General features: G+C 41.7%; 17 protein-coding genes. 4 read left to right on the forward strand and 13 right to left on the reverse strand.

The window, feature by feature from the left end:
* Positions 1 to 57: 57 nt before the first annotated feature.
* The gene (locus DIU38_RS06635; protein WP_112654400.1) at positions 58 to 486 is read right to left on the reverse strand and encodes a PepSY-like domain-containing protein; all 429 of its coding nucleotides are present in this window, start codon (positions 484 to 486) and stop codon (positions 58 to 60) included.
* Between the two features lie 183 nt (positions 487 to 669).
* Here DIU38_RS06635 and DIU38_RS06640 point away from each other — a divergent pair, with 183 nt between their 5' ends.
* On the forward strand, positions 670 to 1587 hold the full coding sequence (locus DIU38_RS06640) for a PD40 domain-containing protein (RefSeq protein ID WP_112654399.1): 918 nt from the start codon (positions 670 to 672) through the stop codon (positions 1585 to 1587).
* A 10-nt stretch (positions 1588 to 1597) separates the two neighbouring features.
* Here DIU38_RS06640 and DIU38_RS06645 read toward each other — a convergent pair whose 3' ends face one another.
* The 10 genes from DIU38_RS06645 to DIU38_RS06690 form a co-directional block, all read right to left on the reverse strand.
* Positions 1598 to 1975: a DMT family transporter gene (locus tag DIU38_RS06645; RefSeq protein ID WP_208057565.1), complete on the reverse strand. Its 378-nt coding sequence runs from the start codon at positions 1973 to 1975 to the stop codon at positions 1598 to 1600.
* A 7-nt stretch (positions 1976 to 1982) separates the two neighbouring features.
* Positions 1983 to 2942: a sterol desaturase family protein gene (locus DIU38_RS06650; protein WP_112654397.1), complete on the reverse strand. Its 960-nt coding sequence runs from the start codon at positions 2940 to 2942 to the stop codon at positions 1983 to 1985.
* Positions 2942 to 4384 (reverse strand): N-acetylneuraminate synthase family protein, encoded by a 1443-nt coding sequence (locus DIU38_RS33830; RefSeq protein ID WP_112654396.1) that lies wholly within the window; start codon positions 4382 to 4384, stop codon positions 2942 to 2944. Before DIU38_RS33830 ends, DIU38_RS06650 begins: the two co-directional genes overlap by 1 nt.
* A 15-nt stretch (positions 4385 to 4399) precedes the next feature.
* Positions 4400 to 5203, reverse strand: coding sequence for an SDR family oxidoreductase (locus DIU38_RS06660; protein ID WP_112654395.1), 804 nt, complete (start codon positions 5201 to 5203; stop codon positions 4400 to 4402).
* Between the two features lie 3 nt (positions 5204 to 5206).
* Positions 5207 to 6547: an aminotransferase class III-fold pyridoxal phosphate-dependent enzyme gene (locus tag DIU38_RS06665; RefSeq protein ID WP_112654394.1), complete on the reverse strand. Its 1341-nt coding sequence runs from the start codon at positions 6545 to 6547 to the stop codon at positions 5207 to 5209.
* 11 nt (positions 6548 to 6558) lie between these two features.
* On the reverse strand, positions 6559 to 7497 hold the full coding sequence (locus DIU38_RS06670; protein WP_112654393.1) for a transketolase family protein: 939 nt from the start codon (positions 7495 to 7497) through the stop codon (positions 6559 to 6561).
* A 1-nt stretch (position 7498) separates the two neighbouring features.
* Positions 7499 to 8365 carry a transketolase gene (locus DIU38_RS06675; RefSeq protein ID WP_112654392.1) on the reverse strand — a complete coding sequence of 289 codons (867 nt, stop codon included), beginning with the start codon at positions 8363 to 8365 and terminating at the stop codon, positions 7499 to 7501.
* A gap of 7 nt (positions 8366 to 8372) precedes the next feature.
* Positions 8373 to 9200 (reverse strand): glycosyltransferase family protein, encoded by an 828-nt coding sequence (locus tag DIU38_RS06680; RefSeq protein ID WP_243770794.1) that lies wholly within the window; start codon positions 9198 to 9200, stop codon positions 8373 to 8375.
* A 9-nt stretch (positions 9201 to 9209) separates the two neighbouring features.
* Positions 9210 to 10274: a UDP-N-acetyl glucosamine 2-epimerase gene (locus tag DIU38_RS06685; RefSeq protein WP_112654391.1), complete on the reverse strand. Its 1065-nt coding sequence runs from the start codon at positions 10272 to 10274 to the stop codon at positions 9210 to 9212.
* Between the two features lie 639 nt (positions 10275 to 10913).
* Positions 10914 to 11213 carry a hypothetical protein gene (locus tag DIU38_RS06690; RefSeq protein ID WP_091162570.1) on the reverse strand — a complete coding sequence of 100 codons (300 nt, stop codon included), beginning with the start codon at positions 11211 to 11213 and terminating at the stop codon, positions 10914 to 10916.
* Between the two features lie 342 nt (positions 11214 to 11555).
* Between DIU38_RS06690 and DIU38_RS06695 the strand changes: the two genes are divergently transcribed.
* The 3 genes from DIU38_RS06695 (at position 11556) to DIU38_RS06705 (ending at position 15504) form a co-directional block, all read left to right on the forward strand.
* Complete coding sequence (locus DIU38_RS06695; protein ID WP_112654390.1) at positions 11556 to 14129, forward strand: BamA/TamA family outer membrane protein; 2574 nt, start codon at positions 11556 to 11558, stop codon at positions 14127 to 14129.
* Between the two features lie 89 nt (positions 14130 to 14218).
* The gene (locus DIU38_RS06700; protein ID WP_112654389.1) at positions 14219 to 14917 is read left to right on the forward strand and encodes a head GIN domain-containing protein; all 699 of its coding nucleotides are present in this window, start codon (positions 14219 to 14221) and stop codon (positions 14915 to 14917) included.
* Between the two features lie 113 nt (positions 14918 to 15030).
* The gene (locus DIU38_RS06705) at positions 15031 to 15504 is read left to right on the forward strand and encodes a hypothetical protein (protein ID WP_091162573.1); all 474 of its coding nucleotides are present in this window, start codon (positions 15031 to 15033) and stop codon (positions 15502 to 15504) included.
* Positions 15505 to 15631: 127 nt separating this feature from the next.
* Here the strand turns inward: DIU38_RS06705 and DIU38_RS06710 are convergent, their stop codons facing one another.
* Together DIU38_RS06710 and DIU38_RS06715 are read right to left on the reverse strand one after the other, a co-directional pair.
* Positions 15632 to 16138 (reverse strand): hypothetical protein, encoded by a 507-nt coding sequence (locus tag DIU38_RS06710; protein ID WP_112654388.1) that lies wholly within the window; start codon positions 16136 to 16138, stop codon positions 15632 to 15634.
* A 413-nt stretch (positions 16139 to 16551) separates the two neighbouring features.
* Positions 16552 to 17217, reverse strand: a complete 666-nt coding sequence (locus DIU38_RS06715; protein ID WP_112654387.1) for a response regulator transcription factor — start codon at positions 17215 to 17217, stop codon at positions 16552 to 16554.
* Positions 17218 to 17222: the final 5 nt, after the last annotated feature.

A 17222-nucleotide genomic window follows, 5' to 3' on the forward strand; every position in this document is an offset into this window, starting at 1 on the left:
TGAATTGTTACAAAAGATAGTATTATTTTAAGATTAACAGGATTGTGACGGCTATATTCAATCAATTTTAATGAACTTTCCTTTTTCGTCAAATAGCAGATCTTTCCCTTTTATTTCTGCCTCAAACATTTTTTTGCCGGCTGCATTGGTTACACGCCCGGCTTCTTTAATTTTTGTGCCTTTATAATTTGTTTTAACGTATTCAATAACGGCAAGAGGCAGTTGGTTAACCGATATGGCATCCACCTCTTCAACAAAGTCGCCTTTAGGGGTAAAAGTTACCGAAATATCCTCACCAGATTTGCCTCCCCAGTTGGCTTCATAATTTCCTTTCTCCTTTTCCCAGGTTACTTTGGTTGCATTTGGATATTTTTTGGCGAGGCTTTGTTTCACAGCTGCTGGTACTTCTAATGCGTTGGCTGCTTTTGCTGCAATTCCGATACTGAACAGGCAGGCAGTTGCGGATAATAAAATGGCCTTTTTCATAAGTGCTTTTATTTTGATTTACACTAATTTAAGAGAGCAATCTGGAGGAATATGGTACAGGCAAAACAACTTGATTTTAATTGAAACAAACTTGAATGGGTTTGAACCGGTGTTTGTAATTAACCACCGCTAACTTTGTTTTGCAGATAGTAAATCCAATAAAATAAACATAACCATTTTACCATGAGAATTTTAATTTTCCTGCTTGTGTTGTGCTGCTTTTATAGCTGTGTAAGCGCTCAAAGCAATTTTTTCAATAGCAAGGACGCTTATCTTGGACAGCAGCGCCCTAATGATACACCGCGTGTTTTTGCGCAACACATGTTGGTGCCTGATAGTGGCATAGCCATGGGGCGGTCTGCCTTTTCTGCAAATGGCAAGGAGTTCTATTACGGCAACTCCATACACTGGTTTAATGCAAAAGGTAATAAGATCCGTTATTTTAAATATGATGATAACAGATGGCAAGGCCCTTTTGTACTTAACTATGATTATAGCACACCAACTTTTTCTGTTGATGGCAGGAGCATGTACTTTGCAGGCAGAGGCGATGGTAAACATTCATATGTTTGGATATCACATCGCAACAAAGACGGTTGGACAGATCCATCTGTATTTCTGAAAAAGGGTTATGGCCTTTACAATTTTATGCCGACCAACAGCGGAACTTTTTATGTAGGTAGTAACGGTGATAAGGGCAACGTAAGAGACTATAGTACTTACGATTTCTGCACGCTTACCATCTCCAAAACAGATACAGTTATTAAAAGCTTAGGACCGGTTATCAATACACCGGCATTCGACGGCGATTTCTATGTAGCGCCCGATGAGTCATACTTGATCATCAGCTATAAGGAAAAGTCAGATTACGAATGTGAGCTCGGGATCACTTTTCGTAAGCCCGATTATAGCTGGACAGCACCGTTAAACCTTGGCTCGCTGATTAATGATGGTGATGCCCACCGCTGGGGCGAATATGTTACTCCTGATGGTAAATACCTGATTTATACCAAAGGCACCAGTGAAAAGGATTGTTACCTTTATTGGGTACGGTTTGATGCTTTGAAGGCAAAACTAAAAAAGGAGGCGTTGGGTAAATAACTCGCCAGGCTTACTTTATTTCCGGGCCATAAAATTTCAAACCTAAAACACCTGTCATGATCAGCAGCATGAAAAATATTTCCACATAGGAGAGGCGCTGATTTAAAAACGAAACCTCTGCTAATTTGATCAGGATGAGGGTTACCGCTGTCCATACAGCATATGCTACGGCTGTTGGCACCAGTTTTATTGCCAGCGAAAAAAAGTAGATGTTGCCTATGCCGAAAACAATGTAACCTACAAAAGGTAACCATACTGGCAGGCCATGTTGCAGGCTTAAAACAGAATTAAGACGAAGTGCCTTCAAATCGCTGAATTTCATGAATTTTAGCGAGAATGTCCAGGCCGCTTCAAATGCGGCTGCGATTAAAATATATAGCCAGGCCAATATGTTGTTAGTTTTGTTGTAGTACGTTTTCTTGTTCGGATACTAAGGTAACGGGTTGCTGCTCAATCTCCAATTTAGGTGCATTGTTTATTTTAACAGGAAGTAAAGTTTTTATCCAATTCATAAACCGTGGCCGCAGGTTATAATACCAGATAAACCAGCGGTATTTGAGCAACGTTTTTTCATCGAAGCGTTTTACGCTGAATGCATGCTGCAAAAAGTAATCTTTGGGGTAATCATAATAAAGGCCCCAGTTTTCGGGCTTGTTGCCAGGCGTGTGGCCAGGATCATAAACTGTACCGAAAAGGTAATCCCAAAATGAAAACTTGGTTGCAAAGTTGGCATGAAAAACCTCCTGGTAATTGGCATGGTGCCATAAATGCAATTGGGGCGAGTTAATGATGTACTTAAGCTTGCCCATGTTTACCTTAATATTGCCGTGTATAAACATGCCAAACATGGCATCTAACATAGCTTTTATCGGTATAACTATTGGGTTTGCACCTAACAAAATGATAGGTGCAAACTCAATGGTTTGATTGATGATTATCTCCATGATATGCGAACGTGAACCGGCTAAAAAGTCAACCTCCTTGCCCGAGTGGTGCGCCTCATGAATACGCCAGAAAAATTTATTCGAGTGCTGAAAGCGGTGAAACAAATAAATATAAAGGTCATGCGTAAACAGGAAAAACAATACTTGCAATGTTACAGGCCAGTTACTTATTAAATGCAGATGCGACAGATCAAAATGCGCCTCTAAAGGCTTAATGATATAATCGAAAATGAGGATTTTTAAAAAATAACTTTGTATCAGTGTATACCACACTAAATCAATCCAAAACCCCTCCCTGAAAAATTTCAAGCCTTTTCTGTAAGGCGATATTCGTTCCCAGGCAATGATGAATCCTATCCAGCAAAAAAGGATAATAGATGTAATTATGGTGGTTAGTTTTTCCGGAGACATTATGATTTAACGCTTGGTTTCTCTTTATATTCGTCGCTGATGTTTACCCTTAAACGTTTCATTGGTGCAAGTTCTGATTCGTAAACACGTTTTTCACCGTCACCAGCTGCCGTTTCAACATCCCTGATGTCGCGCACTAAACGTTGTAAACCCTGAGGCTCAACAGAAGCAGCGTGGTCAGATCCCCACATGGCACGGTCGAGCGTAAAGTGGCGCTCAACAAAGGTTGCGCCCATAGCTACTGCACCTACGGTAGTTGCCAAACCTGTTTCGTGGCCCGAATAGCCGATAGGGATGCCCGGATATTTATTCTCCAGCGTCTGGATCATTTTAAGGTTAAGCTCATGCGGAGGGCATGGATAAGCCGAAGTTGAATGAGCAATAAACAGTGGATAGTTTTCATCAAAGGCATTGATATAATCCATAGTTGTTTCGATCTCTTTCATGGTCGACATGCCGGTTGAAAGCATTAACGGTTTGCCGGTTTCAAGGATACGCTGGATCAGGGCAAAGTCGGTTAATGACGCCGACGCCAGTTTGTATAGGATGGTATCAAACTGCTCCATAAAATCAACAGATGGTGCGTCCCAGGCAGATACAAACCAGTCGATACCTACTTTTTTGCAATATTGGTCGATGGTTGCATATTCGGCTATGCCAAATTCGGTTTTACGTTTGTAGTCGATATAGGTAATGCGGCCCCATGGGGTGTCACGCATAATTTCCCACTGATCGCGCGGCACGCAAATTTCAGGTGTGCGTTTTTGAAATTTAACCGCATCGGCTTTAGCTGCTACAGCCTCATCAATTAATTTCTTACAAATTTCAAGTGAACCGTTGTGGTTAATGCCAATTTCGGCAATGATATAGCTTGGCTGGCCTTTGCCAATTACCCGGCCGTTTTGTAAAGTAATTGTGCCATTTCTTTTACCCGCTAAATATTTATCGTTTTTAGCTTCGATAATCAGTTCGGCAAACTCCCGGAAGCACCCGTCGCCACCATTTAATGAACTTACGAAGTCTACCTGTGCTTTAACGTGCGGTAAAGCATCGGCAGGAGAGGCGGTAAGGCCGGCCAGTTTCATCACTTCCAGGTCGTTGTAATCATCGCCGATAAAAGCAACTTCGGTAGGTTGCAGCTCTAAGCGGCTGCAAATTTCTTTAAAAGCAGCTACTTTATCTTTTGTACCTAAATGCAGTTCGGTGATGTGTAATTTTTCTGCTCTTTTAATTAATGAAGGCGAGTTTTCGCCGGTAATAATACCAGTATTTACATCAGCAAATTTGCGAAGACGTTCAACCCCCATACCATCGCGCATGCTGAATTTTTTTAAAAGTTCGCCGTCGTGATTGTAGTATACTCCGGCATCTGTTAAAACCCCATCGTTGTCGGTAAGCAATAATTTAATGCCGGCCGCTTTTTGTTTTAAAATCTCGTTCATAATAGTTGGTTTAAATTAAATAGCTGTCCACCCCCCGTCCACAACCAGGTTAGCGCCGGTCATATAAGCCGATGCCTCGCTGGCCAGGAATATAAGCGCGCCCTGATAATCTGACGCCTGGGCCATGCGCCCTAATAAAGTTTTTGCTGAATAGTTGCCAATAAAATCTTCGGTTTGCCCGGCTTCAACGCCGCCCGGAGAAAGTGTATTTACCCTCACGCCGGTATGGCCCCAATAGGCTGCTAAAAAGCGGGTGAAATTGATGATAGCCCCCTTGGTAACCGGGTATGCTGCCGACTTGTAAAAAGTTTGCTGCCCAAGCGAATCGCGGTAAATGCTTTGATCGGGCCCAACCATGCCATAGGTTGATGCTATATTGATGATACTACCGCTGCGTTGCAAGGCCATGTGTGTACCAAATACCTGTGAGCATAAGAATACGCCGGTAACATTTACATTAAGCGATTGCTGAAAAGCCTCCAACGGATAGTTTTCAAACGCAGATAGCTCCTTGGCCATGGCCGGGTTCTCGAACTTATCGTTAATGGCGGCGTTGTTTACCAATACATCAATCGAATCATATTTATCAAGTGCTGCGTTGAGCGCATCAATTAATGATTCCTTGCTGGTTACGTCAACGCCCAGCCCTAAATGATTATCGCCCAGTTCTGCGGCAAATGCCCTGGTTGCTTCAGCGTTTATATCGGCCACTATTACGTTTGCACCTGCTGCTGCAAGGGCTTCGCAATGTTTACGACCGATGAGCCCTAAAGCACCCGTTACAACTGCAGTTTTCCTTTTTAATGAAAACAGATCCATGACTTAGGCTATACTTTTAGGTTTGATGTTGTAATTGCTCACCTTACGGAAAACGGCCTCTAACACTTCGCCTTTTAATTGATCTTTGATATTACCGCTTTCGATGGCTGCTTTTAGCAATGGCAATACATCACGGTAAGCAGCAAGGATGTAGTCGATATCTTCAGTGGTATGGCTGTAGCACATATTGTGGAAGCCTGCCCAAAGCACACCGCGTTTTATCATTTCCTGCTGCATGAAAGTTTTCACTTCCAATCCGTTACCGGCATCAGGAGTAAAGGTTACCATGCTGCGGCAGTTAAAACCAACACAACGGGTGTATTTATCAACGCCCAACTCAATGGCAAGGCTGTTGTAGCCATCTTTTAAAAGTGCACCATGCTCGTCAAGGTATTGTGGCACCTTTTTATCGCGAAGCTCATTGATAGTAGCGATGCAAGCCGCTAATGATAAAGCCTCGCCGCCAAAGGTTGTATAGCTGAATACTTCAGCGTTGAACAACTCCATCACATCGGCACGGCCTGTTAACAATGCTATTGGCATACCGTTGGCACATGCTTTTGAAAACACAGCCAAATCAGCTTTAACATTGAAATATTCCTGCGCGCCACCAACTGCTACACGGAAGCCTGTCCACATTTCGTCAAAAATGAGCAGGGTGCCATTAGCTTTACAAACTTCTGCCAGTTCCTGCAGATAGCCTGGTTTCGGTGCCTCAAAAATGAAAGGCTCCAGTATAAGGGCAGCAATTGTTTCATCCAAAGCTGCTTTTACTGATTCAATGTCATTATATTCAAAAGTGTAAGTTAAATCCTGGATAGCTTCAGGCACACCCGAGTTACGGCTGGTAATACCAATATACCAGTCATGCCAGCCATGGTAACCGCAGCAAAATACCTTATCGCGGCCGGTAAATGCACGCGCTACGCGGATAGCTGCCGAACAAACATCAGCTCCTGTTTTAGAGATCTTTACCGCTTCGGCATTAGGTACAACCTGTTGTACCAGTTCTGAAAGTTCAACCTCAAGAGGGTGCATCAATGAAAAGGTAATACCATCATTCAATTGCTGACGGATAGCCTCGTCAACAGCAGGGTAGGCATAACCCAAAGAAATAGGGCCGATAGCCGAGTTCAGGTCAATATATTCGTTGCCGTCTACATCCCATACATGCGATCCTTTACCCTTTACAAGATATTTTGGCGCTACACCTTTGGTAAATTGCCCCGGACCTTTAGCCAGGGTTTGAGTAACTGGTTTCTGAACTTTTAAAGCACGTTCGTATAATTTATCCGATTCGGTGATGTCGGGATAATTGTTGTTAAGCTCAATTTTATTAGCCATGATCGATATTTTTATTCTGAAAATTCAGGTGTTAAAATTTGTGGTTGGTTGTGGGTAGTTTGGTAGCCCAGTATTTTTTCGGCAATCTGTTTGCCTGTAAAACCTTCGTGCTCCAATACGGAAGGAAGCAGGGCGGGCCTGAACCATTTTTCGTTCAGCGCCACAGGTAGTACATTAGCGGTTGTCCTGTGTTTTAATAAAACTTCGGCTATAATGGTGTAAAGACCGCCTGTTAAAAAATGGTCTTCAAGCGTAACTACCAGTTTGCTTTGTGCCGATGCTTTCAATATAGCCTGCTCATCAACAGGTTTAAGGCTGCGCATGTTGATCAAACCAACAGAAAGGCCTTCGCTTTTCAGTATTTCAACTGCAATCAGTGCCTGCTCAAATAATAAGCCGTAGGTTAAAATGGTTACATCGCTGCCCTCAGCTATCACTTCGGCTTTGCCTATGGTAAAAGGCTCGTGCACATAGGTGGTTTTGCGGGTATTAATGCGGGTATAGGCAGGGCTTTTGCTTTCCCAGATCTGTGGCAGCATTTTTACAAGGTCATCTTCATCGGCAGGGGCAAAAACGGTTACGTTGGGGATACCACGCATGATAGAGACATCTTCAATAGCCTGGTGGGTAGGGCCGTTACCGTCTGATAAAAAACCAGGTATGAATGAGCTTAGTTTAACCGGCAAATTGGCGATGCCAACATCGGTGCGTACAAACTCAAAAGCCCGCATGGTTAAAAAAGCGGCAAGGGCATGTACAACAGGCGTGCGGCCACGTAAGGCTAAGCCGGCCGCCGCACCAATCATGGTTTGCTCGGTAATACCGGTATCAATAAAACGTTTGCCTAATATACCGGGCAGGTTACGTACCAGCGCGCGGTTTTCGGCGGTCATTACAATCACTTGCTCGTTGGCAAGGGCTGTTTGGGTTAAAAGTTCTTCGTAACTCATCTTATCGCACCACTAAAGTTTCTGATGTTAATGTTGTTTGATGTTCGCCATGCAGCTCCAATAAAAGCTGCTGGATTTCGTCTGCGTTGAAATTACAAAACCACCTGTCAGCGCGTTCCTGTATGCTTGGCAGGCCTTTGCCGCGTACGGTATCGGCAATAATTACATTCAGTTTCCCGTCCTGGAAAGGGAAGGCGCCGAAAGCTTCGTCAAGCTCGGCAAAACTGTGTCCGTTTATTCTTTTAACGGCTGCGCCAAAGGCTTCAAACTTATCGGTAAGCGGCTCCAGCGGAATCAGGTCTTCCGTACGCATATTGGCCTGGAAGTGGTTGCGGTCAACCACGAATAGCAGGTTATCGAGTTTATAAGCGTTGGCTACCAGCATGGCTTCCCAGCAGGTGCCTTCGTTCAACTCGCCATCGCCCAAAATGCAAACAACTTTGTTTGTGCCGCCGCTGATTTTCAAGTCCATAGCCACACCAATAGCTACCGAAGGCAAATGACCTAAAGAACCTGAGTGAAATTCAATACCCGGGATTTTTGTGTTTGGGTGCCAGTAAATATGATCATTAAGTAGCAGGTGGTTTTTTAAACGTTCTTTCTCCAATAAACCCAGCTCGGCAAAGGTGCCGTACAGGGCGGGCACATCGTGGCCTTTTGACAGAAAAAGGTAATCGCGGTTTGGATCATCAAGATTATCCTTTTTAATGTTTAAAAAGCGGCTATATAAATAAACAATAAGGTCCACCGCCGATAGCGATGCACCTGTAAAACACCCGCCATCGGTAGACATGCGGATGATGTGCTCCCGTACCTTCAGAGCGGTGCCTGTTAATTCCTGGTAATTGTTGTTCTCCACTGTTATCATTCGCTTGTTATAATTCCTGTAAGTTTTTTGTGGGTGCCTGTTTGGTTTGGGCAGATGTAATGGTTTTTAACTCATCTACATGATGCCTGTACCAGTTTACCCCGGCATATTGTGCATTGATATTATAGATCTCGGGTTTTTGAGTTAGTAGGTTAAGGATATCATCGCACGAGAAATTATTTTTATCTGCGTATAATTCGCGGAATACCCGCTCTATGAAATAATAGTCTTCTGCATAGTCAATCGTAAAGCGATGCGACATGGAATAATCCAAACCGGCAGGCCATGTTACATTACCAAGCCTGAATAATTGCGGATTTTCCCATATATAAGGAGTGGTATGCTCCAGTTCCAGCTCCCGGCTTGCTTGTTCCCAAGCTTTGGTGAGGCAATCCATGGTCATGATCTCCACATCGTTGCCATCGGGATATGTAGCCGGGTGTAGGTTGCTTACAAAATCAAAGCTGTTTTGGTTGGCAAAAAAGTAATCCAATACATGGTCCACAATACGCGGATCGATGAGCGGGCAATCAGAGGGGATCTTTAATACAACATCTGCGTTATGCAATTTCGCTGCCTGGTAATGTCTGTCGAGCAGGTTATTCAGACTGCCGCGATAATAAGGGACACCTATGTTGATAGCTTCATTGATGATGATATCATCAGCCGGCGTTTCGGATGTGGCGATGATCACTTCTGCCTCGTGACTGATCATTTTAAGCCGCTCAATCATCCTTGCCAGCAGGCTTTTACCCAATATAGGCAGCATTACCTTACCCGGTAAACGGCTCGAAGCCATGCGGGCCTGTACTACAATTAATATTTTCTGTTTCACGGTAAATGATTACCAGTTAGCTATTAGTTCTTCGGTTAATTGCGTCTCCGGCTTATTAACCTGGTATTTATCCATAGCCGCGTGCGGGTCAAAGCTTTTTTTATCGCCATCGTGGTTTAAAAAACCGCGGCAAATGGCAGCGATATTTCTTGCCGATACGCCATCATTTTGTATCGGTGCAAGCCTTTTAAGCTCATTAACATCAAAAAGCGAATGAACTTTTTTACCTAAGGCAATACCAGTATAAACTACGGTTGAGTATTGGGTTATAAGCTCACAACAATTAGCTATCATGTGGTTAGTATTGCCTTTGCTGTATACCAATGTACCGGCCGGCGTATTGGCGTAGATTTCTTTTTCCGCACGCTCGACATTCTCATTCGGGTGAAGCTTAAAAAGTAATGGGCGGCCGTCTGCAATTTTTACCGCTTTTTTAATAAAGGCAATCCTGTTTTCAATGCGGAATGTTTCGCGCATATCAGTAGTGGCTACCATTACATAGTTATGGTTCGGAAAATCATTATTAACGTGCTGAACCAGGTTATCATAGTTTGGCATGCCTGTTACCACAATTTTGCGTTCGCTGGTCCCTTTACCTGTAAAGTACTGTTTGTAACCTTCTGATGCGGCACAATAGACATCACATATGTTTGACGAACCGTTTAACGAGGTGTTGCCGCAAAGCGTGGGGGGTAGCTTTAGGGCTTTAACAACACTGCTCCACGGAGTGTAACGATCAATCATACCCTCCTGCACCCAAATGGTTTTAATATTGCGCATGCGCGGGGGCACAATCAAATCGGTACAGAATACAACAAGGTCATATTTGTTTTTTTGTGCCCTGAAATCAATTTGTAAAGCATGTTTTTGAAGGTACTCTTCAGAAATGAGCCTGAATTTGGTAGAAAGCACTGTGCCGCTAAGCAGGGTAGTTTTATTAATAATGGTATTTAAGGTAGTATTATCAGTAAACAACTGGCTAAACCAGCAGTCAAACTCAGGCAGCTCATTAGCTATCTGGTGCATTTGAGTGGTTTGGTTAATTGAACCGGTAATGAATAGTATTTTCTTCATCCTTTTATTTCAATTAGCTTTTTATTCCCGGAATTTTGTTTGTGAAAGGCATTAAGGTATAGACCGATTTTGTATAGATTCTGTAGTTAGCCATTGTGAAAAGAAATTGGCCGGATGACATAGTAATATTGTTAGGTTGAGTAGTTGTCATATCAAATTTCAAAATATAGCATGGCTAATTCTTTACAAATTCCTGATTCAGAATTTAAATAAGAAGTTGCCATATCCGGCTAAAACTTATGATTTGATAAATGTAGGAGGGTAGTTTTTAAATAATGAAAACCCAAAGTTATCAAATCGTTAAGCCGTATTTCTCAGTAAATTATTTATTAACAAACGCGCCGCTCTGTTAATTGCTTTAAACAGAGTGTTATAGTGCAGGAGATAGAACTAAAAAACGTAAAATGCAGTAAGGTTAATTGAATTACAAGTTACAATCAATTTACACTATTGCAAAATTTTTCTTACAAACAGTAAATAGATATTATAATTCCTAATTTAATTGGTTTTTTTGGGGGAATGTAATAATAATAATAAAAGCATTGCCAGAGGCTCAGCCCGTTTTTAGGTGCATTAAATATTGCAGAACTTTTGTGATTGGTGATCATATAAAAGTTTAGCCTATATAATTAGGTGTGGCTAAACCATTACCTTAAATATGATTAAGATGGCGGTAAGAAATAATACGATCATCCCAGCCAGGAAAAGGTAATCGGCCACGGCTTCCGAACGTCCACCGGGTTTTATATTTCCCCGGATAGACAGAAAAGACAGTATACAGCTTAGCATAAAGAAAACAAGTGCTATGGTTACTGTTTCGTCAATATAGGTCCGGTCGGACATTTTCAGGAATTTCAATGAGGTAAGCACCACAAAGCACAAGCCCAGTAAATTTGATGCTGCGTTAAGGATGTGTGGCGATTTATCGTTGCGGGTCATACAACCATAAAACTAATAAAATTTAATATGTAGAGACTGTTTGCTTTCAAAATCTTTGTCGGTCAATATCAGAACGGTAATAACATAACCGCCTGCCTGATGTGTAAAATGATTACATATTGATTATTTTTATACCTGTGCAAGAGTTTAAAAGACTATTAAGATAACAGCCATATTGTTGTGTTATTCGGAATTACCTTTTAAAATAACGATATATCGCCACTTGTTTTTGTGCTTATTTTTATTAAGTATCTGTATTTTAGATGTTTGTGTGTTTGGTATGTCTCTTGTTAACAGTTAGTTTATTGTATTTTAAGTCCTGCATCTTAAACACATCACCTCATGACAAAAAGGATACTTACTATTTTATTTCTTACGGGCTCGGCATTGTATGCTAATGCCCAGGCTATAGCGCCATCGGCCTGGCAAAAATTTCCGGATAGCACTGTTGTAAGTGTTCACGCCTCATATGATGATGTAAGCGGGATTCATCGATGGCTGTTCGGCGAAAACTATCGTAAGGACTGGGCCATGAAAGTGAAGCTTCCCGTTATAAAACTATCGCAAATAAATGGCGGCCTATCACCTATTAAACAGGGTGGTGGTATGGAATCAAAGTCGTTACGTTTGGAAGATAAAACCGGCCGCGAGTGGGTATTGCGCAGTGTTGAAAAAACACCGGATAAGCTGTTGCCCGAAAATTTGCAGGGTACCTTTGCTGTTGATTGGGTTGGCGACGAGTTTAGTGGCCAGCACCCATATTCGGCATTGATTGTGCCGCCTCTTGCTGAAGCGGCGCGTGTGCCGCATGCTAACCCGGTTATAGGTGTTGTGGCCGAAGATCCCGCACTTGGACAATATAGTAAGTTGTTTGTTGGTACCGTATGTTTGATAGAGGAAAGGGAGCCTGTTGGTTCATCAGATAATACCCTTAAAATGGAAGGGCAACTGCTTAAAAGCTATGATAACAGGTTGGATGGAGAAGGCTTTTTGCGTGCCCGTATGCTTGATCTTTTAATGGGTGATTGGGACAGGCACGAAGATCAATGGCGCTGGGCTGATACTAAAAATGGTAAAGGTAAAACCTATGTTGCTGTACCACGTGACCGTGACCAGGTATTTCATGTTACACAGGGTGTGTTTCCGAGTATTGCTGCGCTACCCTGGATAGATCCCTTACTTGAAGATTTTACAGGGGATATTCCGCATGTGAAATATTCTCTTTTTAAAACAAGGTTCATGAAGCAGTATCCGGATGCACAAATAAGCTACGAACGATGGATGCAGATTGCCAATGAATTTGTTAAAGCCGAAACTGATGCGGTGCTTGAGGAAAGTTTAAAACGCCTGCCTGCAGAAAGCTATAAATTGAGGCACAAAGAGTTGCTTGCCATATTAAAACAACGCCGGGATAATATACCGGCAGCAATGAGTGAGTATTATAAATTCACTAATAGGATAGTGGATATCCGCGCTACTGATAAAAGCGAACTGATCACCGTTGCCGATGCCCCCTGCAAAGTTATGCGTATAACTATTAATAAACTGAACAAAGATGGCGAAACCAAAGATCAGTTTATGGATATGGTGTACAAACCGGAGATCACTAAAGAAATAAGATTGTATGTTTCTGCCGGAGATGACCGTATAGTAATTAACAATGCTAACTCACCTATTAAGTTAAGGCTGATTGATAGTGTAGGCAGTAAAACTGTTGAGGTTAAGCAATCTGCACAAGCGATAAAATTTTATGGACGAAGAGATAGCACCAATTTTACCGGCGATGTTGGCAAATTAAACAAGCACCTTTCAAACGACACCTCAAATACTCAGTTTTTACCCACCAATTTATACAATGTGTGGATGCCGCTTGCCACTGCAGCATTAAATAAGGATGATGGCTTTTTACTTGGCCTGGGTTTTCAATATACCGGTCATGATGGTTTCAGGAAATTGCCTTATTCAACATTACAGCAGGTAATGATCACCCATTCGTTTGCTACGGATGCTTTCAGGATCAAATACCGGGGGGAATGGATAGATGCCATTGGTAAAGCCGATTTCACGATGCAGGCCAACATCCAGTCGCCTGATAATACGGTGAACTTTTTTGGCCTGGGTAATGAAAGCCCGTTAAATAAATTTCCTGGTTATCGTACTTACTATCGTACACGGTATGATATTTATCAGTTTGATCCGGCTTTACGCTGGCATACGGGCAAGAACAGCGATATCAGCGTTGGTCCTTCGTTTCAGTTTTATCATCTTGATCTTTCACAAAATACCGGGCGGTTCATTAACCAAACATCGCTTATCAATTCTTACGATAGCTTAACGGTTGGAAAAGATAAAGCACATCTTGGCGCGCTGATCAATTATACCACAAACCAACGTGATAATAATATCCTGCCTACCAAGGGCTACTATTTTACTGTAACGGTACAAGGTTATGAAGGATTTAACAGTTATTCCAAATCTTTTGTACAGATCAAGCCAGAGTTTACTTTCTATCAAAAACTAACCCCTGGCGGTGCTATTGTATTATCTGATCGTGTTGGTGGCGGTGTAAGTTTTGGAAAGCCGGCCTTTTATCAATCAATGTTTTTGGGCGGACAAGGCAACCTGTTGGGGTATCTGCAAAACCGGTTTGCAGGCAAGCATATGGTGTTCAATAATTTACAGGCAAGGGTTAAACTTGCTGATATAGCCAGTTATATATTACCGGGCCAGTTGGGATTGGTAGGCTTTTATGATACGGGTCGTGTTTGGATACAAAATGAGCATTCGGATAAGTGGCATACCGGTACCGGCGGCGGGTTATATTTTGCACCGGCAAGTTTAACAGTATTACAATTGCTGGCCGGTCATTCAAGCGAAGGATGGTATCCTTACATATCGCTTAATTTCAGGTTGTAATGAATCTTTGTGGAAGTTGGCGACGGTAAAAAAATCAAAAAATTGCAACGTTTTTTTTGAAAAAGCGTCATATTCTTAAACACGCGATCATGAAAAAACTAATCTTCTCACTTATGGCTTCGTTACTAACGGTTTCGATAGCCTTTAATGCTTCCGCGCAAACTGTAACCCGCAACGTATCGGGTTATAACGGTATTGCCTGTGGTGGCCCGTTTAACGTATTTATTAAAATTGATGGAACCGAAAGCCTGAAACTTGATGTTGATGCCAATGTAGTTGATGATATTAAAACTGAAGTAGAAAACGGTATATTAAAAGTTGAATTTAAAGATCACTGGAAAAACCACCGCAATATGCAACGCGCCAACATTTACATCACCGCCAAAAGCCTTGGATACCTTGCTAACAGCGGTTCAGGAAATGCAACTGTTGATGGTACAATGACTGCCGAAAATGCCAAAATTGCGTTAAGCGGTTCGGGGAATATTAAAACTGCTGTTAAATCAGGTACTTTGGATCTGAAAATCAGCGGATCGGGTTCAATTGATGTTAAAGGTAGTACCGGTATGGCAGACTGCCGTATTTCAGGTTCGGGAGAGATCAACGGTAAATCATTGAGGACGGAAACTGTTGAAGCTTCAATTGCAGGTTCAGGAAATATTAATTTGATTGCCAGTAAAACAGTTTCTGCGCGTATTTCTGGTTCAGGAAGTGTTGTATATTCCGGTACTGCAACAATTGGTGCAACCCGTTACGCCGGATCAGGCAGGGTTAGCAAAGCTGATTAAAACCTGGTTAACTTACTATATAGAAAGACTGCTTCTTCAGAGCGGTCTTTTTTTTGTCATTGGTGTATCGAATTAAAAGTATCTATCGTATTGATAGGTAAAACCTTCACTTTATGATTAAGCCTGTATTGATATTTAAGAATTTAACTGTTTGCCTGTTGCTATCGGTTTTGTTTTCTCTTGGCGCCTGTAAAAAAGACAAGGCGCAGCAACCCGTCCAAAAAAATACATCCCTTTTTGGCCAGTGGTATATTCCGGTTAAAGAAGGGGAACAAGCGCGTTATTTAGTATTCTCGTCGGATAGTACTTTTATTTTGGCCGATGTAACTTATAAAAATGGTAATTCAACAACGGTTCAGTACACGGGGAAATTTCATACTAAAGGGGATGGATTAAACATTGTTATCGCAAAAAAAATGGTAAGTGAAGGTAGTAATGTTATCAGTACCGACCCTTCTAATGCTCAATTTTATACCAATTCGGCATTTGTTGTCGACAATTATAAATTGACCATAAACTATAAAGACAATACCGGGGCTGCTATGAAAAGTATTTTTTCAATGGTACTTCAGGATAAAGTTATTTGATTTAGTTTTGTTTTTTAGGCACCCCCGGTCGGGGTGTTTTTTTGTTTTATGCTTTATCAATTTCGCCTGACACCCGGTACGCCGAGCGGATACATGACCCCATAGATACGTCCCGGCAAATATCAATTCACATGGCCGGGGTAAACCCTTTGCGTTGGCCCTTTAGTTTAATCGCCTGGTATATCATAATTACAATAAATAATACCAGCATGATCAAAAGCCCCATTTTTACTACAGGGGAGTCAGGCCCTTCAGCCAGTGGTTGTTCAACCGGAAGTCTGGTGAGCGTTTCAACTACGGCAGGTACTAATGAGAAAAATGAGGTGGCTGTCATGCCTATAGTTTGTACATAATCGGCCTTGCTGCCAAAAATGCGCAGGGAGGGGGCATAGTAAACAACAGGCAGTAATATTAAAATAAGAAACGAAAGGTTGTGGGCACTGCTCAGGTGACCGGTTTTCATAACGAAAAATGAGGATAAACAGGCCAGCACGGTAAAAACACCGTAAAGCCTGCCGTTTTTTGTTTTAGGGGCGATTTTCCCGTCCTGAAACAATGCAATAAAACCGACGGCAACTCCCACAAGACTTATGGCTGTATGAATAACTCCTAATGTTGATAAATGATTTGGCATAACAGTGATTTTTAAGGTTAATAATATTTTTAAAAGTGATTTGCTTAAGAATAAACAGGATTTATCAATACTTATGCCTTTTTGTTATATTATTGATAATAAGTTGTTTGTAATCTGTTTGACTTTGAAATGACGAAATCTCGTCACGATTTGCCATTACTAACGGAATACAGCAATTGTGAGTTAGAAAACAGTGAAACAAACTTATCTGCGGCGTTAAGGTTATTTAAAATAGTTGCATGCTATATCTGAAACAAATGTTGGGCATTTATTATAAGATCTGGGTTGATGCCATTACGCAGGAAAGGACGAAGAAAGGAGAAAATGTCAAGTATTGGAAGGCATTTACAATTATCCCCTTGTGTTTGATTCAGGGGGTTAACCTGCTAACATTATTGTTTGTCCTTCGTTTTTTAAACGGTTATGATCTGATTTTTGATGGCAAAAAGTACCATGCCTGTTCTTGATTTAAGCCCAAACTTTTGAAATAACGATTCGCGATAATTATCAATAGTATGCGGGCTCAGGTTCATTTCGTCGGCAATTTGCCTGTAGGTAAGTTCAGAGCAGCTTAGTTTCAGAAATGCAAGTTCATTGGAGGTAAGCTCTTTGGATTTATCGACGGGTGTATTTTTATTTTGCATGGTATAAAGCAATTTGCCGCTTACCAGTTCATTTAGATAATAGCCGTGCTTTTGGATAGTTTGCATTGCATAAACTACGTCTCTTATCTTCGATTCCTTAAGCATATAGCCAACAGCTCCGTTCCTAAGCATGTTTATAATAGGTTTATCATCGTCAGACATGCTTAACGCCAGCACTTTTACTGTAGGGTGATTTTCACGTAACCAGGCCGTAGCTGCGTAACCATCCATTACCGGCATAGTTATATCCATCAATATAATATCAGGTAAGGCGGTTTTTTTTAGCTTGCTGATCATATCCTCTCCATTTTCGGCGTCAAAAAGGATATTGATCTCTTTAAAATCGCCCAGTAAGCTGATCATTCCCTGTCTAAATAAGGTATGATTATCAATTATGGCAATTTGTACAGGCCCGGTATATGTTGAAGTGTGCATTAATA

The organism is Mucilaginibacter metallidurans (genome assembly GCF_003286435.2).
GTDB lineage: Bacteria > Bacteroidota > Bacteroidia > Sphingobacteriales > Sphingobacteriaceae > Mucilaginibacter > Mucilaginibacter gossypii.